This is a genomic window from Aminobacter niigataensis, assembly GCF_014200015.1.
Classification (GTDB): Bacteria; Pseudomonadota; Alphaproteobacteria; order Rhizobiales; family Rhizobiaceae; genus Aminobacter; species Aminobacter niigataensis.
In genome coordinates this window covers 271,580-297,763 of record NZ_JACHOT010000003.1, presented here as the reverse complement: position 1 = coordinate 297,763, position 26,184 = coordinate 271,580, and the positions used below count along the sequence as shown (strand labels likewise).

21 protein-coding genes are annotated in these 26,184 nt (G+C 65.7%); 8 read left to right on the top strand and 13 right to left on the bottom strand.

From position 1 onward, the window contains the following. Position 1: 1 nt before the first annotated feature. From GGQ99_RS14485 to GGQ99_RS14475, 3 genes are read left to right on the top strand one after another with little or no spacing between them, the layout of a single operon-like run. A complete protein-coding gene (locus GGQ99_RS14485; RefSeq protein ID WP_108605779.1) occupies positions 2-841 on the top strand; it encodes a carbohydrate ABC transporter permease in 840 nt (279 codons plus the stop codon). Further along, complete coding sequence (locus GGQ99_RS14480) at positions 838-1,902, top strand: Gfo/Idh/MocA family oxidoreductase (RefSeq protein ID WP_183263067.1); 1,065 nt, start codon at positions 838-840, stop codon at positions 1,900-1,902. The genes GGQ99_RS14485 and GGQ99_RS14480 overlap by 4 nt, the downstream gene beginning before the upstream one ends. A gap of 15 nt (positions 1,903-1,917) precedes the next feature. Next, positions 1,918-2,916 (top strand): ABC transporter ATP-binding protein, encoded by a 999-nt coding sequence (locus GGQ99_RS14475; protein ID WP_108605777.1) that lies wholly within the window; start codon positions 1,918-1,920, stop codon positions 2,914-2,916. 167 nt (positions 2,917-3,083) lie between these two features. Here the strand turns inward: GGQ99_RS14475 and GGQ99_RS14470 are convergent, their stop codons facing one another. Then, on the bottom strand, positions 3,084-4,817 hold the full coding sequence (locus GGQ99_RS14470) for a hydantoinase B/oxoprolinase family protein (RefSeq protein ID WP_183263066.1): 1,734 nt from the start codon (positions 4,815-4,817) through the stop codon (positions 3,084-3,086). Between the two features lie 181 nt (positions 4,818-4,998). Next, entirely contained in the window at positions 4,999-7,068 is a 2,070-nt protein-coding gene (locus GGQ99_RS14465) for a hydantoinase/oxoprolinase family protein (protein WP_183263065.1), read from the bottom strand. Positions 7,069-7,254: 186 nt separating this feature from the next. Between GGQ99_RS14465 and GGQ99_RS14460 the strand changes: the two genes are divergently transcribed. From GGQ99_RS14460 to GGQ99_RS14450, 3 genes are all read left to right on the top strand, one after another. Continuing rightward, a complete protein-coding gene (locus GGQ99_RS14460) occupies positions 7,255-8,082 on the top strand; it encodes a ferredoxin--NADP reductase (RefSeq protein ID WP_108605774.1) in 828 nt (275 codons plus the stop codon). Positions 8,083-8,303: 221 nt separating this feature from the next. After that, positions 8,304-9,350: a deoxyribose-phosphate aldolase gene (gene deoC, locus GGQ99_RS14455; protein ID WP_183263064.1), complete on the top strand. Its 1,047-nt coding sequence runs from the start codon at positions 8,304-8,306 to the stop codon at positions 9,348-9,350. Positions 9,351-9,515: 165 nt separating this feature from the next. Beyond that, the gene (locus GGQ99_RS14450) at positions 9,516-11,885 is read left to right on the top strand and encodes an aldehyde dehydrogenase family protein (protein WP_183263063.1); all 2,370 of its coding nucleotides are present in this window, start codon (positions 9,516-9,518) and stop codon (positions 11,883-11,885) included. A gap of 96 nt (positions 11,886-11,981) precedes the next feature. On the opposite strand, the gene GGQ99_RS14445 is transcribed toward GGQ99_RS14450, so the two are convergent. From GGQ99_RS14445 to GGQ99_RS14420, 6 genes are read right to left on the bottom strand one after another with little or no spacing between them, the layout of a single operon-like run. Further along, positions 11,982-12,410 (bottom strand): MarR family winged helix-turn-helix transcriptional regulator, encoded by a 429-nt coding sequence (locus tag GGQ99_RS14445; RefSeq protein WP_183263062.1) that lies wholly within the window; start codon positions 12,408-12,410, stop codon positions 11,982-11,984. Beyond that, positions 12,407-12,991 (bottom strand): amino acid synthesis family protein, encoded by a 585-nt coding sequence (locus GGQ99_RS14440; protein WP_183263061.1) that lies wholly within the window; start codon positions 12,989-12,991, stop codon positions 12,407-12,409. The genes GGQ99_RS14445 and GGQ99_RS14440 overlap by 4 nt, the downstream gene beginning before the upstream one ends. Further along, complete coding sequence (locus GGQ99_RS14435) at positions 12,984-13,853, bottom strand: UPF0280 family protein (RefSeq protein WP_183263060.1); 870 nt, start codon at positions 13,851-13,853, stop codon at positions 12,984-12,986. The genes GGQ99_RS14440 and GGQ99_RS14435 overlap by 8 nt, the downstream gene beginning before the upstream one ends. After that, entirely contained in the window at positions 13,850-15,382 is a 1,533-nt protein-coding gene (locus tag GGQ99_RS14430; protein WP_183263059.1) for a 6-hydroxynicotinate reductase, read from the bottom strand. The genes GGQ99_RS14435 and GGQ99_RS14430 overlap by 4 nt, the downstream gene beginning before the upstream one ends. Next, positions 15,379-18,135 (bottom strand): molybdopterin-dependent oxidoreductase, encoded by a 2,757-nt coding sequence (locus tag GGQ99_RS14425; protein ID WP_183263058.1) that lies wholly within the window; start codon positions 18,133-18,135, stop codon positions 15,379-15,381. Before GGQ99_RS14425 ends, GGQ99_RS14430 begins: the two co-directional genes overlap by 4 nt. After that, positions 18,132-18,989, bottom strand: a complete 858-nt coding sequence (locus tag GGQ99_RS14420) for an FAD binding domain-containing protein (RefSeq protein ID WP_183263057.1) — start codon at positions 18,987-18,989, stop codon at positions 18,132-18,134. Before GGQ99_RS14420 ends, GGQ99_RS14425 begins: the two co-directional genes overlap by 4 nt. Before the next feature lie 210 nt (positions 18,990-19,199). On the opposite strand from GGQ99_RS14420, the gene pncA reads away from it, so the two are divergent. Both pncA and GGQ99_RS14410 read left to right on the top strand, forming a co-directional pair. Then, positions 19,200-19,799: a bifunctional nicotinamidase/pyrazinamidase gene (pncA, locus tag GGQ99_RS14415; protein WP_183263056.1), complete on the top strand. Its 600-nt coding sequence runs from the start codon at positions 19,200-19,202 to the stop codon at positions 19,797-19,799. Positions 19,800-19,855: 56 nt separating this feature from the next. Beyond that, positions 19,856-21,283 carry a sodium:proton antiporter gene (locus GGQ99_RS14410; RefSeq protein ID WP_183263055.1) on the top strand — a complete coding sequence of 476 codons (1,428 nt, stop codon included), beginning with the start codon at positions 19,856-19,858 and terminating at the stop codon, positions 21,281-21,283. Between the two features lie 139 nt (positions 21,284-21,422). Here GGQ99_RS14410 and GGQ99_RS14405 read toward each other — a convergent pair whose 3' ends face one another. The 5 genes from GGQ99_RS14405 to GGQ99_RS14385 all read right to left on the bottom strand — a co-directional run bounded on the left by GGQ99_RS14405 (position 21,423) and on the right by GGQ99_RS14385 (position 26,162). Then, on the bottom strand, positions 21,423-22,130 hold the full coding sequence (locus GGQ99_RS14405) for an ABC transporter ATP-binding protein (RefSeq protein ID WP_183263054.1): 708 nt from the start codon (positions 22,128-22,130) through the stop codon (positions 21,423-21,425). Further along, positions 22,127-22,864: an ABC transporter ATP-binding protein gene (locus GGQ99_RS14400; RefSeq protein WP_183263053.1), complete on the bottom strand. Its 738-nt coding sequence runs from the start codon at positions 22,862-22,864 to the stop codon at positions 22,127-22,129. The genes GGQ99_RS14405 and GGQ99_RS14400 overlap by 4 nt, the downstream gene beginning before the upstream one ends. Then, positions 22,861-23,826 carry a branched-chain amino acid ABC transporter permease gene (locus tag GGQ99_RS14395; protein ID WP_183263052.1) on the bottom strand — a complete coding sequence of 322 codons (966 nt, stop codon included), beginning with the start codon at positions 23,824-23,826 and terminating at the stop codon, positions 22,861-22,863. The genes GGQ99_RS14400 and GGQ99_RS14395 overlap by 4 nt, the downstream gene beginning before the upstream one ends. Then, a complete protein-coding gene (locus GGQ99_RS14390; RefSeq protein ID WP_108605760.1) occupies positions 23,823-24,704 on the bottom strand; it encodes a branched-chain amino acid ABC transporter permease in 882 nt (293 codons plus the stop codon). Before GGQ99_RS14390 ends, GGQ99_RS14395 begins: the two co-directional genes overlap by 4 nt. A 153-nt stretch (positions 24,705-24,857) precedes the next feature. Beyond that, the gene (locus tag GGQ99_RS14385; protein ID WP_183263051.1) at positions 24,858-26,162 is read right to left on the bottom strand and encodes an ABC transporter substrate-binding protein; all 1,305 of its coding nucleotides are present in this window, start codon (positions 26,160-26,162) and stop codon (positions 24,858-24,860) included. Positions 26,163-26,184: the final 22 nt, after the last annotated feature.

The window sequence follows — 26,184 nt, the reverse complement described above, 5'->3', positions numbered from 1 at the left end:
CATGAGCAAGGCTGCCACATCCCTGCCGCGCACCATCGGCGCACACGCGATCCTTTTGACCTACACCGTCATCGCGCTGTTCCCGGTGATCGTCATCGTCGTCAACTCGTTCAAGTCGCGGGCCGCGATCTTTCGCTCGCCGCTGACGCCGCCGACGGCCGAGACCTTCGACCTCATCGGCTACACCACTGTGATGGCGCAGGGCGACTTCATCCAGTATTTCCAGAACAGCCTGACGGTCACCGTCGCCTCGCTGTTCCTGGTGCTGCTGTTTGGTGCCATGGCGGCGTTCGCGCTGTCGGAATACCGCTTCAAGGGCAACACCATGATGGGCCTCTATCTGGCCCTCGGCATCATGATCCCGATCCGCCTCGGCACCGTCGCGATCCTGCAGCTGATGGTGGCGTCAGGGCTGGTCAACACGCTGACAGCACTTGTCCTGGTCTACACCGCTCAAGGCCTGCCGCTCGCCGTTTTCATCCTCTCCGAGTTCATGAAGCAGGTGTCGGACGACCTCAAGAATGCCGGCCGCATCGACGGGCTCTCGGAATACCGCATCTTCTTCCGTCTCGTCCTGCCGCTGGTCCGACCGGCCATGGCGACCGTCGCTGTCTTCACCATGATCCCGATCTGGAACGATTTGTGGTTCCCACTGATCCTGGCGCCCGGAGAGTCGACCAAGACCGTCACGCTCGGCGCCCAGGTCTTCATCGGCCAGTTCGTCACCAACTGGAACGCCGTGCTGGCGGCGCTGTCGCTCGCCATCCTGCCGGTGCTCGTCCTCTATCTCTTCTTCTCGCGGCAGCTGATCCGCGGCATCACTTCCGGAGCAGTCAAGTGAGCACTGAAAAGCCCCTACGCGTCGTCGTTGCCGGCCTCGGCAACATGGGCCGCAGCCACGCCCTGGCCTATCACAACAACCCCGGCTTCGAGATCGCAGCCCTCGTCAACCGTTCCGATGTGCAGCTGCCCGCGGGCATGGAAGGCTACGGCATCCAGCGCTCGTTCGAAGGCGCGATCCACGAGCTGAAGCCGGACGTCGCCTCGATCAACACCTATTCCGACAGCCATGCCGACTATGCGGTCATGGCGCTGGAAGCCGGTTGCCATGTCTTCCTCGAGAAGCCGCTGGCAACCACCGTTGCCGACGCGGAACGTGTCGTGGCCTGCGCCAAGGCCAATGGCCGCAAGCTGGTGATCGGCTACATCCTGCGCCATCACCCTTCCTGGATGCGGCTGATCGGCGAGGCGCGTGCGCTCGGCGGTCCCTACGTCTTCCGCATGAACCTCAACCAGCAGTCTTCCGGCCACAAGTGGGACACCCACAAGCAGCTGATGAAGACGACCTCGCCGATCGTCGACTGCGGTGTCCACTATCTCGACGTGATGTGCCAGATCACCGATGCCGACCCGGTCGAGGTGCGCGGCATGGGCCTGCGCATGACCGACGAGATCGATCCGGCGATGTATAATTACGGTCACCTCCAGGTGCTGTTCGCCGACGGCTCGGTCGGCTGGTACGAGGCAGGCTGGGGACCGATGATGTCGGAGACCGCCTTCTTCGTGAAGGACGTCATCTCGCCCAAGGGCAGTGTCTCGATCGTCGTCAACGAAGCCGCCACCAAGTCGGATGACGTCGATGCCCACACCAAGACCAGCATGATCCGCGTCCACCGCGCCGATCTCGGTGCCGACGGCAATTTCGTCCATGCCGACGAGGACCTGTCGATGAAGGACGAGCCTGGCCACCAGGGCCTTTGCGACCGCGAGCAGGCCTTCGTGCTGAAGGCCATCCGCGAGGACATCGACCTCACCCGTCATATGGATGACGCCGTCAAATCGCTGCGCGTGTGCCTGGCTGCGGACGAAAGCGTCCGCACCGGCCGCCCCGTGAAGCTCTAGAGACAGGAAAAGCCCGTGGGTTCGCTCAAGATCGAAAATGTCAAAAAGTCCTTCGGCCCGGTCGAGGTGCTGAAAGGCATCGACCTCGACGTCAAGGACGGCGAGTTCGTCGTGTTCGTCGGCCCGTCCGGCTGCGGAAAGTCGACGCTGCTGCGCATCATCGCCGGCCTCGAGGACGCATCGTCGGGCGACGTGCTGATCGACGGCCAAAGGGTCACCAACGCGCCGCCCGCCAAACGCGGCATCGCCATGGTGTTCCAGACCTACGCGCTCTATCCGCATCTCAACGTGCGCGACAACATGGCGCTCGGCCTCAAGCAGGCGGGAACGCCGGCCGCCGAGATCGACCAGCGCATCGGGGCATCTTCGGCGATGCTGTCGCTGGAGCCCTACCTCAAGCGCCGCCCGGCCGAACTCTCCGGCGGCCAGCGCCAGCGCGTCGCCATCGGCCGCGCCCTGGTGCGCGAACCGAAGCTGTTCCTGTTCGACGAGCCGCTGTCGAACCTCGACGCGGCGCTTCGCGTCAACACGCGCCTGGAGATCGCCCAGCTGCACAACCGGCTCAAGGCGACGATGGTCTACGTCACCCACGACCAGGTCGAGGCGATGACGCTGGCCGACCGCATCGTCGTGCTCAATGCCGGCCGCGTCGAGCAGGTCGGTGCGCCGATGGAACTCTACAACAAGCCGGCGAACCTGTTCGTCGCGGGCTTCATAGGCTCGCCCAAGATGAACTTCATCGACGGCGCGCGGCTGGGCGAAACCGCCAAGACTGTCGGTGTCCGCCCCGAGCATATCGCAGTCAGCGACACCTCTGGCGCCTGGAAGGGCACGGTCATCCACGCCGAACATCTCGGCGCCGACACCAACGTCTTCCTTGAGACGGAAAAGGCCGGCCTCGTCACCATTCGCTTGTTCGGTGAGTACCAGACCGGCCCAGGCGCCACGCTCTACGCGACGCCCGATGCGGCGCGCACCTATCGCTTCGACGCGGATGGGCGGGCGCTGGGCTGACAGCGGCAGTACACAAAGCCCCCTCACCGGTTCGCTGCGCGAACCACCTCTCCCCCATGGCATGTGGCGAGGAACCCAAGTTCTGTTGTGACCCAGCCTTCACGGTTAGCGTTTCCTCTCCCCCACGGAGTGGGGGAGAGGTGGCCGTGAAGCGGCCGGTGAGGGGGCTACTTCGCTCGTAGTTGCGAGGTGGAAATCACATCCACGCCATCATCCCCAATCATTACCCCGAACATCGCAGATGCCTGCTCGCGCGTGTAGTAGCCGAGCCCGACATCGCGCAGCACCAGTTCGGGATCGCGTGAAAGCGGATCGCCATAACCGCCGCCGCCCGGCGTGCTGACCAGAACCCGGTCGCCGGCCTTGAGCGGAATGTCCTGCTCCTTCGACAGATGCGGCGGCACATGCGGCTGCCCGTCGCGAAAAACTGTCACCGTATTGACGGCACCATCCTTGCCTCCGAGCGCGCCCTGCGGGCCGAAGCGGCCATGGTCCATGACGAAGGAGGCGCGGGCTTCGCCGCGCAACAGCTCTATCTCGTAGGCGAGGCCGAAGCCGCCGCGCTGCTTGCCGGCGCCGCCCGAGCCTTCGCGCAACGCGTATTGCCGGTAGAGCACCGGATAGGCCTGCTCCATGATCTCGACCGGCGGCGATTTCGAGATGCCGATGGTCGAGCAGCCATTCGACAGCCCGTCATGGTCTGAATTGCCGCCATAGCCGCCGCCGGAGATCTGGTACATGACATAGTCGCGGCCGCGCGCCGGGTCGTTGCCGCCGAGCGCGAAGTTGCCGCTCGAACCAGCCGGTGATGCCGTCACCTTGTCGGGTGCTGCCTGCACCATCGCCGCGAACACCGCTTCGGCGATGCGCTGGGACACCTCCGCCGCACAGCCTGAAACCGGTCGCGGATAGCGCGCGTCGAGGAATGTGCCTTCCGGCCGCTTGACGATCAGCGGCTCGAAGGCGCCCGCACTGATCGGCACGTCGGGGAAGATGTGGCGCATGGCGAGATAGACCGACGACAAGGTCGTGGCCAAGACGCTGTTCATCGGCCCAGTGCATGGTTTCGACGAGCCTGAGAAGTCGAAGGTCAGCGTATCGCCAGCCTTTTCGACCGATAGCGCGATCGTCAGCGGCGCGTCGACAACGCCGTCGGAATCGACGAAGGCCTTCGACCTGTACGTGCCGTCGGGCAGGGACGCGATATGCGCCCGCATCTGTTCGGCCGCCCGGCGTCGCAGCTCGGCGATGGCCTCGACAACGGTTTCGTCACCGTAACGATCCAGGATCTGGAACAGCCTGTCCTGTCCGACATGGAGCGCTGCCGCCTGGGCGCGGATATCGCCGATGCGCTGGTCGGCCACCCGGATGTTGGAGCAGATGATGGCGTAGATCTCGGGGTCCATGACCCCTTTCTTGAACAGCTTGACCGGCGGCAGGCGCAGGCCTTCCTGCTCGACCGCAGTCGCCGAGGCGGAAAAGCCGCCCGGCACCGCGCCGCCGATATCAGGCCAGTGGCCGGTGTTGGACAGCCAGCAGAAGATTTTTCCTGCGCGCCATACCGGCATGGCGAAACGCACGTCCATCAGATGCGTGCCGCCGAGATAGGGGTCGTTGACGATGTAGATGTCGCCCGGCTCGGGCGGCAGCACATGCCCGTCAGCAATCATCTTGATGATGGTTTTGGTCGAGTGCTGCATGACGCCGACAAACACCGGCAGCCCTTGCGACCCCTGCGCGATCAACGCGCCGTCGACGGCGGAGTAGATGCCGTCGGAGCGGTCGTTGGCCTCGGCGATGACGGGCGAGAAAGCCGCGCGCGAGAATGTCAGGTCCATCTCGTCGCAGGTCTGCTGCAGCGCCGCCTGGATGACCGAAAGGGTGATGGCGTCGAGGGTCATGACGTCGCCCTTCTGCCGAGCAACAGCACCCCCTCACCGGTTTGCTGCGCAAACCACCTCTCCCCCTGCCCGGGGGAGAGGAATCGCCGCTTGGACGACGGCGCTTGTCTAGCTTGGGTTCCTCGCCTCCACGGAGTGGGGGAGAGGTGGCGAGCGAAGCGAGACCGTGAGGGGGTCTTCATCAACTCCCCACCTGTACAACAATATTCCCATCCCCATCGCTTCGCGCCCTATCTCCAGGCTCCAACACCGTCGTTGCGTCCATCTGCTCAAGGATGGCCGGTCCTTCGATCGCGGCGTCGAGCGGTAGCTTTTCGCGCTCATAAACCGGCGTGTCGCGCCAGTCGCCGTCGAACCACACCGGCCTGACCTCGCGCAGCGCCTCCGCAAGCGTCGCCGCCCGCCCGGCGGGATCGATCAGCCGGCTGAGGTCGATGTCGGGACGCACGCCAGTCACCGAGGTGTTGAGATTGACGAGGTTGGCCCGGATCTCGGGCAGCTCGACCTTGAAGCGGGCGAAATAGGCCCTTTCGAATAGTGCCTGCAGCGTGGCGCGGTCGACTTCTGCCGAGGGCAGCGGCACGTTGATGAGATGCGTCTGGCCGATAAACTGCATGTCGGCGGAATGGCTGACGCGGATGCTGCGGGGCCGGATCGCCTCTTTGGCGATCAGCGTCTCGCCCTCGGCCCGGTGTTGCGCCAGCACGGCCCGCGCCCGCTGCTCGTCGAGCGTCGCCACCGGCTGGTTGATCGTGTTGACGAAGTCGTGGCGCAGGTCGGCGACGACGCAGCCCAGCGCATTGGTGATGCCCGGTCGCGCCGGCACCAGAACGCGGGGAAGGCCGAGTTCGCGGGCCAGCGCCGAGGCGTGCAGCGGCCCGGCGCCGCCGAAGGCAAACAGCGTGAAATCGCGCGGATCGTGGCCGCGCGACACCGACACCATGCGGATGGCGCCCGCCATCCTGATATTGCCCAGCCGCAGCACCGCGCCTGCTGCCTCGACCCCGTCGAGCCCGGTCGTCTTGCCGATCCTGTCTGCGAAGACATTGCGCACCGCCTCGACCGTGACGGGGGCGTCGACCGCCAGCAGCTTCTTCGGGTCGAGCCGCCCGAGCACCAGGTTGGCGTCGGTGATCGTCGGCTCGGTACCGCCGCGGCCATAGCAGATCGGTCCGGGATTGGCCCCGGCACTCTCCGGCCCGACCTGGATCAGTCCGGAGGCATCGACGCGCGCGATCGAGCCGCCGCCGGCGCCCACCGTGTGCACCGCCACCATCGGCACATGGATCGGCATCGCATATTCGATCTCGATCTCGTTCGACACCGCCGGCTCGGCATTGAGGATCAGCGCCACATCGGTCGAGGTGCCGCCCATGTCGTAGGTGACGAGGTTCTCGAAGCCGGCTCGGCGTCCGGTATAGGCGGCGGCGATCACGCCCGAGGCCGGGCCGGACATGACGGTCTTCGCCGCCTCGCGGGTGACGAAGCGCGCCGAGATCATGCCGCCATTGCCGTTCATGATCAGGAAGTCGCGGCCATAGCCACGGCTCGCCAGTTCATCGCGCAGCCGCGCGACATAACGTTCGAGGATCGGCTGCACGGCTGCATTGACCGAGGCCGTCACCCCGCGCTCGAACTCGCGCGCCTCCGATAGCAGCGAGTGTCCGGTCGTGATGTACCCGTTCGGCCAGGCCTCGGCGGCGATCTCGGCGGCACGGCGCTCGTGCGCCGGGTTGGCATAGGCGTGCAGGAAATGGATCACCAGCGCTTCGCAGCCGGCGGCAACCAGTTCGTGCACCGCCGCCCGCATGCCGTCCTCGTCGAGTGGCTCGCGCACGCGCCCCGAGGCCTCGACGCGCTCGCTGACTTCGAGCCGGAGGTTGCGCGGGATGACCGGCACGAAAGTGCCTGTCATGCCATAAGGCTGGGGACGGGTGCGGCGGCCGAGCTCGATCACGTCGCGGAAACCGCGCGTCGTGATCATGCCCGTCCTCGCCAGCCGCCGCTCCAGCACCGCATTGGTGGTGGTCGTCGTGCCGTGGACGATGAGGTCGATACCGGCGATGGCAAAGCCTGTCTCGGCAAGCGCGGCGATGACGCCATGTGCCTGGTTGTCGACCGTCGTCGGCGTCTTGGCGATGCGGACCGCGCCGCCATTCGCGCCGTCGACCAGCAGCAGGTCGGTGAAGGTCCCGCCCACGTCGATGCCTGCCACGACATTTCCCGCGTTTGCGGGAATATTCTCGTCCATGGACTAATCCCGAAAAGCCCGGACTACGATCATGTGCCAGTTTAGAAAGGCGTTTTATGCCACAATCTTGACGCTGATATCATTTGTATACTAATTAATAAGGTGAACAAGGCCCCACACTTTGCCTGTATTTCCGCAGCGCGCCGGTCCAGAAACGCCGCCCGCGCCGGGCGAGAGGTTTGATCGATGAACACTGCAGCAGCGCTGAAGACGGCCGACGCAAAGCCGCTTCAGTTCCCCATCCCTGCCAATGTCTACGCCGAAACGGTTGTTTCGGTGAAGCATTACACGGATCGCCTCTTCGCCTTCCGCATCACCCGGCCTCAGTCGCTGCGCTTCCGCTCGGGCGAATTCGTCATGATCGGCCTGCCCAATGCCGAAAAGCCAGTCTACCGCGCCTATTCGGTGGCAAGCCCGTCCTGGGACGATGAAGTCGAGTTCTTCTCGATCAAGGTGCCGGATGGCCCGCTGACCTCCGAGCTGCAGAAAATCCAGCCCGGCGACACCGTGCTGATGCGCCAGAAGTCGACCGGGACGCTGGTGCTCGACGCGCTGACTCCGGGCAAGCGCCTGTTCATGATCTCGACCGGCACCGGCATAGCACCCTTCGCCAGCCTGTTGCGCGATCCCGATACCTATGAGCGCTACGAGCAGGTCGTTTTGACTCACACCTGCCGCGACGTCGCCGAACTGGCCTATGGCCAGGAACTGGTCGCCAATCTCGAGAACGATCCGCTGATCGGCGAACTGACCCACGGCCGCGTGACGCTCTACAATTCGACGACGCGCGAGGAATCCGAGCGCATGGGCCGCATCACCGCGCTCATCTCGTCGGGCAAGTTCTTCAGCGACCTCGGCATCGACAAGTTCGATCCCGAGACCGACCGCATCATGATCTGCGGCTCGATGCACATGCTGAAGGACGTCAAGGAACTCGCCGAAAGCCTCGGCTTCGTCGAAGGCTCGCTCAACGAGCCGGGCACCTTCGTCGTCGAGCGCGCCTTCGTCGGCTGACGGCTGATTGCGTCGGACCGGCTGCCGATCCGACGCCTTGACCATCCGGTCAAAATACCGCTGCACCCCTTTGGTTTTTTCGTCTATCTTCCGGCCCTAGGGGGCTCGTGGAGCGTCGCTCCGCGGGCTATTCTTTGTCGCGCCGCGCCAGGCGGTGCCTGAGATGTTTCGCCCGCCACAGTGTCACTTGAATGCTGGGCATCAGGAGGAAAGGCAGTCAGATGAGCGGAAAGCCGCGTGAAGCCGAATTGCAGTCGTCAGCGACTGTCATGCCTTTGCCGTCGCGGCTGGCGGCGAACGCTGCGGAGGGCCACGGGATCGTGCGCAATCCCGGCATGGCGCTGGACCTGGGGTTCGTGGAATCGATGCGGAACGTCAACCGCTCGGCTTTGGAACGCCGGGTAGGCACGCTGACCAAGCGGCGTTCGATCAAGGCCGACAACCAGGCCGCCTGGCTGTTGCGCTCGATCTCGCTGATGGACCTGACGACGCTCAACTCCAACGACACCGACGAGCGCGTCCGCCGGCTCTGCGCCAAGGCTGTCTATCCGCTGCGGCGTGATCTTGTTGAAGCGCTCGGCCTGGGCGACACCGTGATCCGCCCGGCTGCCGTCTGCGTTTACCACCCGTTTGTCGCCACCGCAGTCGACGCGGTGAAGGGGACCGGCATCCATGTCGCTGCGGTGTCGACGGCCTTCCCGCATGGTCTCGCACCGCTTTCGACCCGTATCGCCGAGATCGAGGCGTCTGTTGCCGACGGTGCCGACGAGATCGACGTCGTCATTCCGCGCGGGCTGGTGTTTGGCGCCAGGTGGCAGGAACTCTACGACGAGATCAAGGCCTTCCGCGCTGCCTGCGGCGAGGCGCATCTCAAGGTCATCTTGGGCACCGGCGACCTGGCGACACTGCGCAATGTCACGCTCGCCTCGATGGTGGCGATGATGGCGGGCGCCGACTTCATCAAGACCTCGACCGGCAAGGAGAGCGTCAATGCCACGCTGCCTGTCGGCCTCGCCATGGTCAGGGCGATCCGCGCCTATCACGAGCAGACCGGCTATCTCATTGGCTTCAAGCCCGCCGGCGGCATCTCGACGGCGAAGGTCTCGCTCGACTGGCTGGTGCTGATGAAGGAAGAACTCGGCCGGCCCTGGCTCGAGCCCGAGCTGTTCCGCTTCGGCGCGTCGAGCTTGCTCACCGACATCGAGCGCCAGCTCGAGCACCATGTCAGCGGCCGTTACTCGGCCAACCACCGCCACGCCATGGCGTGAGGCTGCGCCCCTTACCCTCCCCCTTGTGGGGGAGGGTCGCGCCGCAGGCGCGGGGTGGGGGTGAAGCCCGACAGCAGACAAGTAACTGATGTAACCGAACAACGACCCCCACCCGGCCCTTTGGGCCACCCTCCCCACAAAAGGGAGGGTAAGGGAGAGCCTCTCATGAACATCCTCGAACGATATCACGCCATGGATTATGCCCCAGCACCCGAGGCCCGCACGGAAGCCGATGCCTGGCTCTCTGCCCGCGACTTCTCGAAGGCGCTGTTCATCGCGGGCGACTGGCGCGCCGCTGTCGACGGCAAGAGCTTCGACACCGAAGATCCGTCGACCGGCAAGCTTCTGGCCAAGGTCTCCGATGCCGGTGCTGCCGACATCGAGGCGGCGGTTGCTGCGGCGCGCAAGGCCCTGCCCAAGTGGAGCGCGGCCTCGGGTTACGAGCGCGCCAAGGTGCTCTATGCCATCGGACGCTCCATGCAGCGCCACCAGCGCCTGTTTGCCGTGCTGGAAACCCTCGACAACGGCAAGCCGATCCGTGAAAGCCGCGACATCGATGTGCCCTTGGCGATCCGCCACTTCATCCACCATGCCGGCTGGGCCCAGTCGCTCGATCGTGAGTTTCCAGGCCGCAAGGCAGCCGGGGTCGTCGGCCAGATCATCCCGTGGAACTTTCCGCTTTTGATGCTCGCCTGGAAGATCGCGCCCGCGCTCGCCACCGGCTGCACGGTGGTCTTGAAGCCGGCCGAGTTCACGCCGCTGACGGCGATCCTCTTCGCCGAGATATGCGAGCGCGCCGGTGTGCCGAAGGGCGTGGTCAACATCGTCCAGGGTGGGCCCGAGGCAGGGGCTGCGATCGTCAACCATGCCGGCATCGACAAGATCGCCTTCACCGGCTCGTCCGAGGTGGGAAAAATCATCCGCAAGGCGACGGCGGGCTCGGGGAAAAAGCTGTCGCTGGAGCTCGGCGGCAAGTCGGCCTTCATCGTCTTCGAGGACGCCGATCTCGACAGCGCCGTCGAAGGGCTTGTCGACGGCATCTGGTTCAACCAGGGCCAGGTCTGCTGCGCCGGCTCGCGCCTCCTGGTGCAGGAAAGCGTCGCGGATGCCTTCATCGCCAAGGTCAAGACGCGCATGAGCCGGCTGCGCGTCGGCGCGCCATTGGACAAGAACACCGACATCGGCCCGCTGGTCGACAAGACCCAGCTCGACCGGGTCAGGCGCCTGGTCGAGGAGGGCGCCAGGCAGGGTGCCGTTTGCTGGCAGCCGGACCAGGACGTGCCAACGACCGGCTATTACCACCTGCCGACACTGGCGACCGGTGTTGCGCCTGCCAACATCCTCGCCCAGGAGGAAGTGTTCGGCCCGGTGCTCGCCACCATGAGCTTCCGCAACACCGAGGAGGCGGTCGAGCTCGCCAACAACACCCGTTATGGCCTTGCCGCCTCGGTGTGGAGCGAGAATGTCAATCTGGCACTGCATGTCGCGCCGCAGCTCAAGGCCGGCGTGGTCTGGGTCAACGGCACCAACATGTTCGACGCCGCCTGCGGCTTCGGCGGCTATCGCGAGTCAGGCTTCGGCCGCGAGGGCGGGCGCGAGGGGCTGGAGGAGTATCTGGCGCCCAGCGAGCCGCATGGGCCGGTCATCAAGCCTGCGGCGGCACCGAAGGCAGCCGCGCGCGACAATGGCGAGAGCCACGGTATCGACCGTACCGCCAAGCTGTTCATCGGCGGCAAGCAGGTGCGCCCCGACGGCAACTATTCGTTGCCGGTGCTGACACCCAAGGGCAAGCTCGCGGGCGAGGTCGGCCTAGGTAGCCGCAAGGACATCCGCGACGCGGTCTCGGCGGCGCGCGGCTGCAAGGCCTGGCCGGAGGCGACAGTCTACAACCGCGCGCAGGTGCTCTACTACCTCGCCGAAAACCTGTCGGGCCGCACGGAGGAGTTCGCCGCCCGCATCTCGGAACTGACCGCTGCCAGCCACAAGGTGGCGAAGGCCGAGGTGGAAACCTCGATCGAGCGGCTGTTCTATTATGCCGGCATGGCCGACAAATTCGAGGGCCGGGTGCACCAGCCGCCGGCCCGCACGGTGACGCTGGCGCTGCACGAGCCTGTTGGCGTCATCGGCATCGTCGCTCCCGACGAGGCCCCGCTGCTCGGGTTGGTCTCGCTCGTCGCTCCGGCACTGGCCATGGGCAACACGGTGGTCGTGGTGCCCTCGACCACGGCGCCGCTGGTCGCCACCGATCTCTACCAGGTGATCGAATATTCCGACCTGCCGGCGGGTGCGATCAATATCGTCACCGGCCACACCGCCGAGCTTGCCGCGGTACTTGCCAAGCATGACGACGTCGACGGCCTCTGGGTCGTCGCCGAGGCCGAGACCTGCGCCAAGGCTGAAGCGGAATCGACGGGCAACCTCAAGCGCGTCTGGACCGGCCATGGCCGCGGTCTCGACTGGCCAACCGCCCAGGGCGAGGCCTTCCTGCGCCGCGCCGTCGAGGTCAAGAACGTCTGGGTGCCGTATGGGGATTAAGGGAATAGGGGAATAGGGGAATAGGGGAATAGGGGAATAGGGGAATAGGGGAATAGGGGAATAGGGAGTAACATACTGCCTTACTCCCCTACTCCCTCAGCTAATCTTCGAAAGCAGTATCACCAGCGTCGCCGCATCCTTGGCGGACAGCGGCGACAGCGTCTCGGTGGTAATCGTGCGCGCCAGCGGCACAAGCTGGTCGATCATCTGCCGCCCTTCGCCGGTCAGGCGCACCATCAGCCGCCGCTTGTCGACCTCGTGCTTGGCCAGTTGCACCAGCCCGCGCGCGGCGAGCCGGTCGATCACGCCCTTGACCGTCGCCGCATCCATGGCGATCAGCCCGCCGAGCTGGTTTTGCGAGGTCTCGCCGACATCGCGCAACTTGGCCAGTGCCGCGAATTGCGGCGGCGTCAGGTCGCCGATATGCGAGGCGAAGATCGCCAAATGGCGCTGGTGCGCCTTGCGCAGAATGAACCCGATCTGCCCCTGCAATTGATAGTCGCCCTCGGCTGGTTCAGGGCTCATCTCAACCCGTCCCAGGCCTTGATGTCGGAGGCCTTCAATCCACCCATGCGGTCGTGGATGCGCGGCCCGCAAGTCATGACCAGTGCGAAGACGATCTCGTCGGGACGCGGACCGTCCGGCACGCCGACTTCCATGGCGTCGAAATGGCTGCGCACATAGGCTGCGTTGATGTGCCCGACCGGCACGTCCATGCGCGCGCCGAAGCCGCCGAGTTTCTTGGCCGAAGGCACGATCGCCTTGGCCTCGCCCAGCCTTTCGCGCATGGCGTAGCCGCCGGGCACATGCCACAGCGCCCCATGTTCGAGTTCGCCCGCACTGCCGACGATGGCACCCTTGCCATAGCCGTCGATGGCCTTGGCATCGCTGCCAAGCGCCGCGATCAGCCGGTCGGTCAGCATCAGCCCGAGCGGCTTGAGATCGTCCATGGCGCTCTGCAGATCCTCGACATAGCGCCCGGCGAACGGGTTCTTCACCACCGCAAGTGCGGCCGCACGTCGTCGCGGCTCGCGGGCGGGCGGCCCACCGTCGTGGAATATCTCTTCGACGGTCACCGCAATCTTGCGGATCGGAAACTCATGCATGGCTCAGTACCCCCCTCGTGAACCGCTCAGCCGGCATGCCGCTGACACGATGTTCGCCTGCAAGGAATAGCACGGCAGTCTGGATCGACCCTTGCCGCCGCATCTGGTCGGCGACCGCAAGCCCCGCGTCGAGCGCTCGGAAGATCTCCCGGGGCGTCAGCAAGCCGACGCCGGTGGTCGCCAGCCTGTCGCCGAGATCGCTGTCGGGTGCCAGTTCGCACGCAGGCCTGCGCACGATTGCCGGGTGGCCGGGCAGGTCGACGGCGTTGGCGACCAGCGTCGCCGCTGCGTCCGCCGCCGCCCCGTTCGCGGCAAGCACCGTCACCGCATCGGCGATGCCGCGCGAAAAGCTGCGCCCGCGCCAGCCGCTGGTGGCGATGCCGCGCACCGGGTCCTGCCAGCGGATCGTCATCCGGTCGGCGAGACCATGGCCGGTGCCGGCGATGGCTGCCGACATCTGCTGGCCAGGGGCGAGGTACAGCGCGATGTCGCCGCCATTGTTGACATAGGCCCGGTCGAGCCGGCTTCCGGCAACCATTGCCGCCAGCATCTCGTCGGCCACCGAGCCGGCGACGGCAGCCATCGGCGTGATGAACTGTTCGGCCAGCGGCGCGACCGCCGCCTCCATGCGTCGTGCCGTCGGGCCGGTGAAGCGCCGGGGACTGGTCGAAGCCGGTCGGCGCAGCTCGGTCAGCTCTTCGACCAGTTCGGGCAAGATGGTCTGGAAGCGTTCGACCGCCTGGCTGTAGGCGGCATGCAACTCGTCCTTGGCGCCGAAACCCTCGACGATCAGGTCGATCGGGCCGTGGTTGAGATGCAGCCGGCGTCCGTCCGGCAGCCAGCTTGCCTGGGGTCCGTTCATGACGATCCGCCCGGCGCCCGGCGCAGTTGCGCCAGTGGCGGCCACGGATTGTCGGCACAGGCCCGGGCCTCCGCCCGCTCGTTGAAATATTCGCCGCCGCGGGCGAGCACGTCGCCGATGCTCCTGATCTCGGCGGCATGTCCGCCGAGCAGCAGATAATCGTCCTTGCGCAGCGTGAACTCGATCGGCGCCACCAGCGCCGGGGTCGGCACATAGCCGAAGGCGCCATCGGGGACGCGCGTGACGTCGACCATCAGTGTGATGCCGCCCCCCGGCCAGACATAGACCGGCGCGCCGCCGACCGTCACATAGGTCTTCAGTCCATGGACGGAGCGCGTCAGGTTGACGGGGTTTTCGGTGACCCCGGCGCGCAGCGAGCCGCCTGCGCCGCCGACGAACAGAACGGTGCACAAAGCCGGCTCACAATTGTCCTCGATCAGCCCAACGGATTTGCGCAGCCGTTCGGGAAACGGCTTTTCGACCGGCCTCAGCTGGTCGTCGAGCTCGTAATAGGCGAACTGTTCGCCTGTCGTCGACACCATCAGCAGCGTGAGCCCGGGGCGGGCGCCCTTCTTGGCGTTCCAGTCGCCGAGGATGGAGAGCGGGTCGGAGATACTGGTGCCGCCCCAGCCGAGCCCAGGCTCCGAGACCTTGAAATAGCGCCCCGGCGTGGATTTTCGCCCGAGGATTCTTATCCCCGTGTCTTCCCAGCCCAGCACCTTTCCGGCCTGGTGTTCGGAAACGACACCGGTGATGTGATCGTCGACCACCACCACCTCGTCGACCAGCCCGCGCCATTGCGTGGCGAACATGCCGATGGCCGCCGAGCCGCAGCCGACGCGCATGCGGTGTTCGGTCTGGCCGTCGATGACCGGCGCCTTGCCGGCTTCGACCACAATGGTCGCGCCGCTGTCGATGGTCAGTTCCACCGGCTTCTTGTTGCAGAGGTCGAGCAGGGTCTCGCAGGTCACCCGGCCCTCGGATTTCGAACCGCCGGTGAGGTGGTGCACGCCGCCGAGCGACAGCATCTGCGAGCCGTATTCGCCCGTCGTCACATGGCCGACCGCTTCGCCCTGCGCGCGCACAGTCGCCGTTTCAGGTCCGAGATGGCGGTCGGTGTCGATCTTCACCTTGACGCCGCAGTAGGAGAAGATGCCTTCGGTGACGACAGTCACCAGGTCGACGCCCTCGACCTCCTGGCTGACGATGAAGGGAGCCGGCTTGTAGTCGGGGTAGGTCGTGCCGGAACCGATGGCGGTGACGAAACGCCGGCCGGTGTTGACAAGCTCGCCGTCCCAGGCCTCGCCGCCGAACGGCACCAGCGGGGCGCCGCTTTCGACCGCAAAGTCGAGCACGCGCACGGGGTCGCAGCGCACGATGCGGCCGCCGAAATTGCCGTAACGGTCGCAGGCGCCGGTGCGGCCCTCGGCGATGTAGCACATGACAGGGCAGGCATCGCAGCGCAGCTTTTCGCCCGCCTGCCTGTCGCCGGGCTCATGCGTCTCGAAGCGTTCGGAGAGCTCGTTCATCGGCGCGCCTCCTGGATTGCCGCCAGGATGCGCGACGGCGTTGCCGGCACCTTGGTCACCAGAACGCCGGTGGCGTGGCGGATGGCGTTGAGGATCGCCGGTGCTGTCGGGATCAGAACGTGTTCACCCAAGCCCTTGGCGCCGAAGGGTCCTTCCGGGTCCGGAACTTCCACCAGGATGGTCTCGATCGGCGGAACGTCGCCGATGGTCGGGATCAGGTAGTCGTGCAGGTTTTCTGTCCGGCCGGGGATGTATTCTTCCATCAGCGCCATGCCGATGCCCTGGGCGATACCGCCCTCGATCTGTCCTTCGGCGAGCAGCGGATTGATCGCGCGGCCGACATCGTGGGCTGCGGTGATTTTGACCAGCCTGACCGTACCCAATGCCATGTCGACCTCGAGCTCGGCGATCTGCGCGCCATAGCCGTAGACGGCATAGGGCTTGCCCTGGCCCTTGGCGTCGAGCGGCGTGGTGGGCGGGTCGTAGCTCTCTTCTGCCGCAAAGACCAAGCCGTCGCCGTCGGGCTTTAGCAGCGCAAGATCGATGCGCCGCCGCTCGCCGCCTTCATGCACCAGCAGCAGGCCGCCGGGCAGCAATTGCAGCGATGCCTCGGCCGAGACATTGGCATAGCGCAGCACCTTTTCGCGCAGCGTCCGCGTCGCCTTCTCCGCCGCCTTGCCCGAGACATAGGTCTGGCGAGACGCCGAGGTCTTGCCGGCATCGGGCGTGATCGACGTGTCCGCGCCGCGCAAGACGAAATCGCCGAGCGGCAGGCCGAGCGCGTCGGCAGCGATCTGGGCGATCACCGTGTTCGATCCCTGGCCGATGTCGACTGCGCCCTGGTGCAGCGCCACCTTGCCGTCGGGGGTGATGCCGAGCTTGATGGTCGAGGGGTTGGGCAGCGAGGTGTTGCCGCAGCCGTACCAGCACGAGGCGATGCCGACGCCGCGCCTGACACCGACCTGGGATACATTGAAGGCCTCCGCCTCAGCCAAAGCGCGCCGCCAATGCGGCTCCAGTGCGGCGAGGCAGTCGATGATGCCGACGCCGGTTTCGAGACGCTGGCCGGTCACTGTTTCGGAGCCGTTTCGAAGCGCATTCTGCAAGCGAAACTGCAACCGATCGATGTCGAGCCTGTCGGCCAGCTCGTCATAAAGGGTTTCCTGCATCAGCGTTGCCTGCGGCACGCCGAAACCGCGGAAGGCGCCCGACACCGGGCCGTTGGTGTGGATGGCGCGGGCATTGGCGCGATAGTTCGGCGTGGCATAGGGGCCCGATGCATGCACCGGCACGCGGTTGGCGACGGTGGGCCCGAAACTGGCATAGGCGCCGGTGTTGAAATCGCCGGCAAAGATCATCCCGCGGATCATGCCGTCGGCATCGGTGCCGATCGTCGCCTGCATCGAAGCGGGATGGCGCTTGGTGGTCGAGGCCATCGATTCCGTGCGCGTGTAGGCAAGCGCCGCCGGCCGGCCGGTCTTCAGCGCGACGAGGCCGATCAGCGGCTGCAGCGAGACATCGATCTTCGAGCCGAAGCCGCCGCCGGTCGCAGTCGGCACGATGTGGACCTTGTCCGGTGCAAGGCCGAGGATGCGCGCCGTGTCGTCCCGGTCCATGTGCGGCGCCTGCGTACAGGCGACGATGGTGAGCACGCCGTCGTTGACGAATGCATAGCCGGCTTCCGGTTCGATATAGGCATGCTCGACATAGGAGGTTTCAAAGCTGCCAGACACGACGACAGCCGCGTTGGCGAGCGCCGTTTTGGCATCGCCATGCTCGACCACGCCTTGCACGAGGAGATTGCCAGGCCGGCTGGAATGGATCAGTGCCGCCCCCGTCGCCTGTGCCGCGGCAGGCTCCATCACTGCCGGCAGTTCGCGCCATTGCACCGGGAACCTGGCGAGGTCCAGTTCGCGAGCCGCCCAGCTTTCGCAGGCGACGAGCGCGATAGCCTCGCCGCGAAACCGGGTTTCGCCTTCGGCCAAAGCCGGCTGGTCGGCGAAGGGCGGGATGACACCGAAGCAATTGATCCCGGGAATGTCCGCGGCAGTGAAAACCGCGACCACGCCGGCATTGTCCGCCACATACGCCTCAAGGTCGCCGAAGCTGAACGCTGAGCGGTGATGCGGTGAGCGGACGACCAGTACCGACAGCGCATCCGCCGGGAACGAATCGCCGCCGAATTTCTCCGCCCCGGTCACCTTTGCCACGCCGTCGAGCCTGACCGGCGAGGCGCCGACGGCATGGCCTGCGGGCGGGAGGCTAAAGTCCGGGACACGGCCTGGTATGTGTTGATGCGCCTCCATCACCGCTGCCACGATCTTGCGGTAGCCGGTGCAGCGGCACAGAACGCCACCGAGCGCCTCCTGCACTGCGGCTTCGCCAGGGGACGCATTGCGTTCGAGCAGTGCGGTGGCCGCCACCAGGATTCCAGGGGTGCAGATGCCGCATTGTGCGGCGCCATGCGCCAGCAATGAGGCCTGGAGCGCGGACAGGCCGTCGCCGCCCAGGCCCTCGACCGTGCGCACGGCAGCACCTTCCACCGAAGCCATCGGCAACAGGCAGGCGCAGACCGGCTCGCCGTCGAGCATCACGGTGCAGGCGCCGCAGTCGCCAGCATCGCAGCCGACCTTGGTGCCGGTGAGCCCGAGTTCATCGCGCAGGACCGATGACAGTCGCCGCATCGGCGCCGCCGATACCGACACCGGTGCGCCGTTGACGGTGAAGCTGATCGGCGCGCGGTCGTTTTTCATGCCGCCGCACGTCTGTCGCTTGCGCCGGCGGCCTGCACAAGCGCGCGCGTCACGATTTCCCGCGCCGCGGCTCGCCGATAGGCCGCGCTGCCACGCACGTCGTCGATCGGCGCCAACTCGTCGAAGGTGACGCTGCCGACGATCCTTTCGATGAACTCCGGTGGCTGGCCGGCCAAATCGCGCTCGAGCCGATGCAGCCGCTGCGCTACCGCCGAGCACGAACCCACCGCGACCGCCGCCGTTGCAATGCGTCCTTCGCCGTCGAGAATGACCCGTGCTGCTGCCATGGCGATCGAAATCACCAGGTAGCGCCGCGCCCCGAGCTTGTAGAAGGCGGAGTTGCCGGCAGTTGCCGCCTTGGGAACCCGCACCGCTGTCACCATCTCGTCCTCCCGCAGGATGGTCTTGCGGTTGCCGAGGATGAACTGGTCTAGCGGAACAATCCGCGTTGCGCGCCGCGATCGCAACTCGACCTCGGCGTCGAGCACCTGCAACGCCGGAACACCGTCCGCTGCCGGAGAGGCGTTGCAGATGTTGCCGGCGACCGAAGCCACGTTCTGGATCTGGATCGAGCCGATTTCGCGCGCCGCCTGCTTCAGCGCATCGAAGGCGGGAGGCAGCGGGGTGCGGAGCAACTCCGTCCAGTTTGTCCGGGCTGCGATGATGAAATGGCTGTCGGTCTCGGCGACGCCGCGCAGCGCGGCGATGCCGTTGATATCGATGACGTCCTGCTGCAGGGGGCGACTGCCGAGGGCGGGGTAGAAGTCGGTCGCTCCCGCCACAATACGCCACGACCCTTCGCTGAGCAGCGCGAGCGCTTCTTCGAGCGTCTTGGGTTTCGCGTAACGGGTCACGCAATGCCTCCCGGCATGTCGCCGGACAAACTCATTCGCATGCAAATGATAACTCGCTGCGACCTTTTGTCAAAGCCCGTAACGTTGGGTGAGGGTGGTCCTCGTGAACTGCAACGGCCAGTTTGACGGTTGACGCGGGCGGCCATCTGGCCGAGTTTCGGCGCTCGCCAAGACGGCGGTCCCACTCGACGCAGGTTTGATGGAGGCTCCATGGCTGGTGATGCGCTCATCGTCATCGACATACAGAACGATTTTTGCCCCGGCGGCGCGCTTGCCGTGTCAGGCGGCGACGAGATCATGCCACTGGTCAACGATCTCATCCGCAACACCGAGCATGTGCTGTTGACGCAGGACTGGCACCCGGCAGGCCACTCCAGCTTTGCCTCCAGCCACCAGGGCAGGCAGCCGTTCGAGTCCATCGACATGCCCTACGGCGCCCAGACGCTTTGGCCCGACCATTGCATCCAGGGCAGCAAGGGTGCCGATTTCCATTCCGGCCTCGCCTGGGCAAAGTCCGAGCTGGTCATCCGCAAGGGCTTCCGCGCCGGCATCGACAGCTATTCGGCCTTCTTCGAGAACGATCATCTGACGCCGACCGGCCTTGCCGGCTATCTCAACGAGCGCGGCATCGACTCGATCACTCTGGTAGGTCTTGCGACCGATTTCTGCGTGGCCTATTCGGCGCTCGATGCGGTCAGGCAGGGGTTTGCGACGACGGTGCGGCTCGATGCCTGCCGCGCGATCGATCTCGGCGGCTCGCTCGACATCATGATCGGAAAGATGCGCGACGCCGGCGTCAAGCTCGTTTGAGCATTGGCGATCGCCTACTGGATAAACCGGCGTTTGCGTCGGCTTGAGGGGACGAAATGAAACTCTTGCATATTGCTGCAGCTCCCTTGGCGCTGTTCGGGTTGCTGCTGACCGCCGGTTCGGCTTTTGCAGCGGAAGCTGGATTGCCCGGTGCCGCGATGTCGTTGTGGTGGGCGCTGCCTTTTGCCGGCTTGCTGCTTTGCATTGCCACTGGGCCGCTGCTCTATCCCCACGTCTGGGAGCACCATTACGGCAAGATCACAGCCCTCTGGGCGGCCCTCGTCGTCGTGCCGATGGCGATTGCGTTCGGCACGGCTGTCTCCGCCGAGGCGGTGCTGCATGCCTTGCTGCTCGAATACATGTCCTTCATCATCCTGCTGTTCGGGCTGTTCACCATCGCCGGCGGCATCCTGGTCGCCGGCAACATCCACGGCACGCCCATGGTCAATGGCGCGTTGCTGCTGATAGGTGCTGCGCTTGCCTCGGTGGTCGGCACGACAGGCGCGTCGATGATCCTGATCCGCCCGATCATCCGTGCCAACGACAACCGGCCGTTCAACGCCCATGTCGTCGTCTTTTTCATCTTCCTGGTGTCCAACATCGGCGGCTCGCTGACGCCGCTCGGCGACCCGCCACTGTTCGTCGGCTTCCTCCGCGGCGTCGATTTCTTCTGGACCACGGCCAATCTGTGGCGCGAGACGCTGTTCGTCGGCGGCATCGTGCTCGCTACCTTCCTCGCACTCGACTGGTTCCTGCACAGCCGCGAGCAGGGCCAGCCCAAGATCAAGGACCCGACACCGGACTCCAAGGTCCGCATCCGCGGCGTCGCCAACATCGTCCTGCTGGGCGGTGTCATCGGCGCTATCCTGCTGTCGGCTTCGTGGAAGCCCGGCATCGCCTTCACCATTCAGGGCGTGCACGTCGAACTGCAGAATCTCGTCCGCGACGCCATCATCGTGGTGCTTGCGCTCGTCTCGCTGCGCATCACCCGTAAGGAGTACCGCGCCGCTAACGGCTTCAACTGGGGCCCGATCCTTGAAGTGGGCAAGCTGTTTGCCGGCATCTTCGTCTGTATCGTGCCGGTCATTGCCATTCTGCGGGCAGGGGTCGACGGTGCCTTTGCGCCATTGGTGTCGATGGTCACCGGGCCGACTGGCGCACCCAACGACCTCGCCTATTTCTGGCTCACCGGCATACTGTCGTCTTTCCTCGACAATGCGCCGACCTATCTCGTGTTCTTCGAGCTGGCCGGCGGCGATCCTAAGGAGCTGATGACCACGTTTGCCTCGACGCTGGCGGCGATCTCGGCGGGCGCGGTGTTCATGGGCGCCAACACCTATATCGGCAACGCGCCCAACTTCATGGTCTATGCCATTGCGCGCGAGAGCGGGGTCAGGATGCCCGGCTTCTTCGGCTACATGCTGTGGTCGGGCGCGGTGCTGATCCCGACCTTCCTGATCGCCGGCTTTGTGTTCTTCGGGTGAGGGGCAGCTCCCCCTCATCCGGCCGCTGCGCGGCCACCTTCTCCCCGTTGGGGAGAAGAGGTTGGCGGTGACCTTTCAGAGCTCCTCTCCCCAGCGGGGAGAGGTCTGCCGAGCGAAGCGGAGGCAGGGCGAGGGGGCTCTACCCCACGCCGACATAGCGCCTGACCAGCGCCGGATCGTCGCGCAGCCGTGCGACGTCCACCGTCTCGCGGTTGCGGCCGTTCTCGATGAAGGCGACACGGTCGGCAACCGATAGCACCGCATCCACCCGCTGTTCCACCAGGATGGTCGAAACCCCGCGCTCGCGTAAGCCGGCCACCGTCTCGCGGATCCTGGCGATCATCGACGGCATCAGCCCCTCGGTCGGTTCGTCGAGCAGCAGCACCTCGGGTTCGAGGCACAGCGCACGCGCCATCGCCAGCATCTGCTGTTCGCCGCCCGACAGCGTGCCGGAGCGCTGCTTCAGCCGGTCGCGCAGCAGCGGAAACAGGTCGAGCACGCTTTCCCGCACCGCCTTGCCCTTTTTGCGCGTCATCAGGCCGATCTCGATGTTCTCGGCGACGGTCAGTTCGGCAAACAGGCGGCGGCCCTGCGGCACGTAGGCGACACCCGCCTTCGGCACCTCATGCGCCGGCAGTTCCGTCAGTTCGCGCGCGCCCAGTTTGATGGAGCCGGCGCGGGCCGGCACCAGACCCATGATCGCCTTCAGCGTCGTCGTCTTGCCGGCACCGTTGCGACCGAGCAGGCACAGCACTTCGCCCTTGCGCAGTTCCAGGTCGAGCCCATGTAGCACCTGCACTTCGCCGTAGAAGCAATAGAGGCCGCCGATCGTCAGCGCCGCGCTCATGCGCTGGCCTCCTGCGCGGTGCCGAGATAGGCTTCCTGCACGGCCGTGTTGGCGCGGATTTCGGCCGGGCTGCCCTCGGCCAGTATCTTGCCGGCATTGAACACGGTGATGCGCCGGGCCAGCTCCATCACGACCTGCATGTTGTGCTCGATCAGCAGCACTGTGGCGTCCCTGGCGATCTCGCGCACCAGGGCGATGAAGCTATCGATCTCGCCGTCCGAAAGGCCCTGCGTCGGCTCGTCGAGGATGAGCAGGCGCGGCTTGAGCGCCAGTCCCATCGCAACTTCCAGCAAGCGCTGGTGGCCGTAGGCCAGCGCGCCGGCTTGTTCGTGCGCGCGGGCGGCCAGACCGACGCGCTCCAGCGCTTCCATCGCGCCCTGCCGCACCGCGCCACGCGATCTGCCGTCGGTCAGCGTGCGCTGCACCGGCAGGGCCACGTTCTCGTAGGCGCTGAGATTGGCGAACACGCTGGTGATCTGGAACGTGTAGGCGATGCCGCGCCGCACCCTGAGATGCGCCGGCATGTCGGTGATGTCCTCGCCGTCGAACACGATGGTTCCCGCACTCGGCGCATAGCGCCCGCAGACGAGGCTGACAAAGGTCGTCTTGCCGGCGCCATTGGGACCGATCACCGCCCGGATCTCGCCTGGCTCGATCGAGAAATCGACATTGTCGACGGCGCGCAAGCCGCCGAAGTGACGCGACAGTCCTTTCGTCGTCAGAAGCGGCGTCATGGCAGCCACCTGAGCCAGCGTTCGCGGAGTGTGCCGAGCACGCCCTTGCGGAAATAGAGCACCAAAAGGATCAGCACCGCGCCGACCACCAGCATGTAGGCCGAGGTGTAGCCGCTGGTGATGTCGATGACGTAGTACATGAACAGCGTGCCGATCAGCGGCCCGAGCGTCGTTGCGGCACCGCCGAGCAGTGCCCAGAGCAGCGGCAGGATCGAATATTGCACCGAAGCGAAGGTCGAGCCGACATAGCCGAACAGCAGCGCGTAGGCGGCGCCCGCTGCCGCGCAGATAACGCCCGATATCACCACCGCCGTAAGCTTGTTGGCGAAGGTGTCGTAGCCGAGCATCCTGGTCCGCTCCTCGTTTTCGCGGATGGCGACCAGCACGCGGCCGTGGCGCGAGCGTACGATGGCGAGCGTGGCGAACAGGGCTGCAGCAAACAGCGCCACCGCCAGCAGGTAGCGCGTGGTTGGGTTGGTCAGGTCGAGCGTTGCGGTGCCGAGCGTGATCCGCCGCGCCTGCTGCTGCAGCACCAGCCCTTCGTCGCCGCGCGTCCATTCGCCGAAATAGAGCGTGGTGAGGTAAAACACCTGGGCGAACATCATGGTCACGATCATGAAGGCGACGCCCGATGTCCGGAGCGCCAGCAGGCCGATGACCAGCGACATGACAAGGCCTGCACTGACCCCGCCGGCAAAGGCCGCCGGCACGCCCCAGCCGAGATGGTAGAGCGGCAGGCCGGCGCCATAGAGCCCTGCGGCGAAGAACATGGCATGGCCGAGGCTGAGCAGCCCGACATAGCCGAACAGCAGATTGTAGCCCATGGCGAAGACGGCGAGCACCAGCACCCGCGCCAGCACGCCATGATGATATTCGGGCAGTACGAAATTCAGCGCGACGAGCAGGGCTATGACCGCCACATGCAACGCGTAGACCTTTGCCGTCGCTTCGCCTCCGATCATTTCGCTGCCGTTCCGAACAGGCCCTGCGGCCGGAACACCAGCACCATGGCGACAATGAGCGTTGCAATGATCTTGGCGAGCGTCGGCGAGAAGAACACCGAGATGATGCCGTCGGACACGCCGATCAGAAGGGCGGCAATGACCGTGCCGCGCAGCGAGCCGAGCCCGCCGATGATGACGACGATGAACGATAGCAGTAGAGGGTCGAGCCCCATCAGGTAATGCGCCTGCTGGATCGGCACGATCAGCACGGCGGCGATCGCGGCGAGCATGGCGCCGAGCGCGAACACCGCGCCATAGACGCGTCCGACTGGGATGCCGAAGGCCTGCGCCGTCTCGCGGTCATACTGCGTCGCCCGCATCACCAGCCCGATGCGCGTGCGCGTCAGCACGAACCAGGTGGCGAGCAGCAACAGCGCCGAGGCCGCAATGATCGACAGCTTGTAGCCGGAATAGCCAAACCAGGGCAGTTGGATGCGGTAGTTGAACGGCGGCGCCACCGGCCGCGCCTCGGGGCCGTAGAAGGTCAGCGCCAATTGCTGGATGATGTAGAGCAGGCCGATGGTGGCGACGATGGTGGCTTCCGGGTTGTATTCGACGCGGCGCAGCACCAGCCGCTCCGACACCCAGGCAATGGCGCCGACGATCAGCGGCGACACCACCAAGGCGACCGCGAAGCCAAATGCGGGATGGCCGGTGAGTGTGGTGGTGATCGCCCATGCCAGAACGGCGCCCAGCATGAAGAACTCGCCATGGGCGACGTTGACGATGCGCATCACGCCGAACACCAGCGACAGGCCGAGTGCCGTCAGTGCCAGCACCGCCGAGGTGACCAGCCCTTCGAGCGTGGCGAGCAGGAGATGCGGGAAGAAGGCCATTCAGGTGCGGCGTCCTTACCCTCCCCCTTGTGGGGAGGGTGACCGCGAAGCGGTCGGGTGGGGGTACAAAGGCTCAGTTAAGCGGTTGGCAACCCCCACCCCGGCGCTTCGCGCCGACCCTCCCCACAAGGGGGAGGGTGGGGTGCCGCACCCTCACAGCGGCTGCGTCGTGTAATCACCTTCCGGTTCGTACATGCCGTCCTCGATCGACGTCCGGTGCACGACGTTGAGCTTGCCGCCTTCGACCTTGGAGATGTTCTGGTGGCCGAAGACCTGGTGGATCTTGCCGTTGAACTTCTTGTCGCCTTGGGGATGCTCGGGGCCTTCCTTGAATTCGGTCAGCGCCTCGGTCGCCTCGACCAACTTGGCACGGTCCTCCGGCCCCTTGTAGCCCGAATCCTCCATCGCCTTCTTGATGACGTAGAGCGTCTCCCAGCAGCCGAACATGTGGGCCGCGGTCGACACGTCCTTGGCGTCTGTCGTCGAGGCGCCATTGTCGTCGATGCCGACGGCCGCGCGATAGGCTTTCTGCGCCTCGCTGTCATTGGCCTGGGCGTAGCGCGGCGAACCTTCCCAGAAATGGCTGCCGTCGAGGAACTCGAGGCCCGGGCTGTTGATGTCGACGGCTTCGAGCGAGTCGATGAAACCAAACAGCTGCGGCTTGTTCGAGCCGTAGAATTCGCCGAGTTCCTTGACGAAGGTCAGAACGCCTGGGCCGACCATGACGTGGTACAGCACCTCGGTGTCGGCCGGGATCTGCGGCAGGTATTTGGTGAACGAGCTTTCGGTCGGCGGGATCGGGATTTGCGCCACCACCTCGCCGCCCTGTGCCTTGATGGCGGGCGCGAAATAGTCGCGGTGATCGTAGCCGAATGCATAGTCCGGATAGATCATCGTCACCTTCTTGCCGAGGTTGGCGGCGACCCAGGGCGCGACCGAGGTGACCTGCGAGCGCACGTCGGTGATGCCCGGCTGGAACACCCAGCGGTTCAGCTTGCCCGAGGCGACGTGGTAGCCCTCGCTGACGACGTAATAGGGGATCTTGAGCTCGCCGGCGGTCGGCGCCGAGCCGACGACGACGTGGGAAAACAACGTGCCGAAGACAATGTCGGTCTTGTGCTGGCTGGCGAACTTGGCGACCACTTCGGCGCCGCGCTTGGGGTCGGTGCCGTCATCCTCGACGATGATCTCGACCGGGCGGCCGTTGATGCCGCCGGCATCGTTGATCAGCTTGACCGCGGCGTTGGTGGTCTTCTCGTACCAGCGGCCATAGGCGGCGCCGATGCCGGTGCGGTGGGCCTGGAAGCCGATCTTGATCGGCGCCGACGACTGCGCCTGCGAATAGCGCACGAAGCCCGGTGCGGCCATCAGACCGGCGCCTGCGGCCAGACCCTTGAGTGCGGTGCGGCGCGTCAGGCCTGATTTGCCGAGGTCGAAGAAGCGTTTGCTGTCAGTCATGCCCTATCCCCTTGCCGTGCGT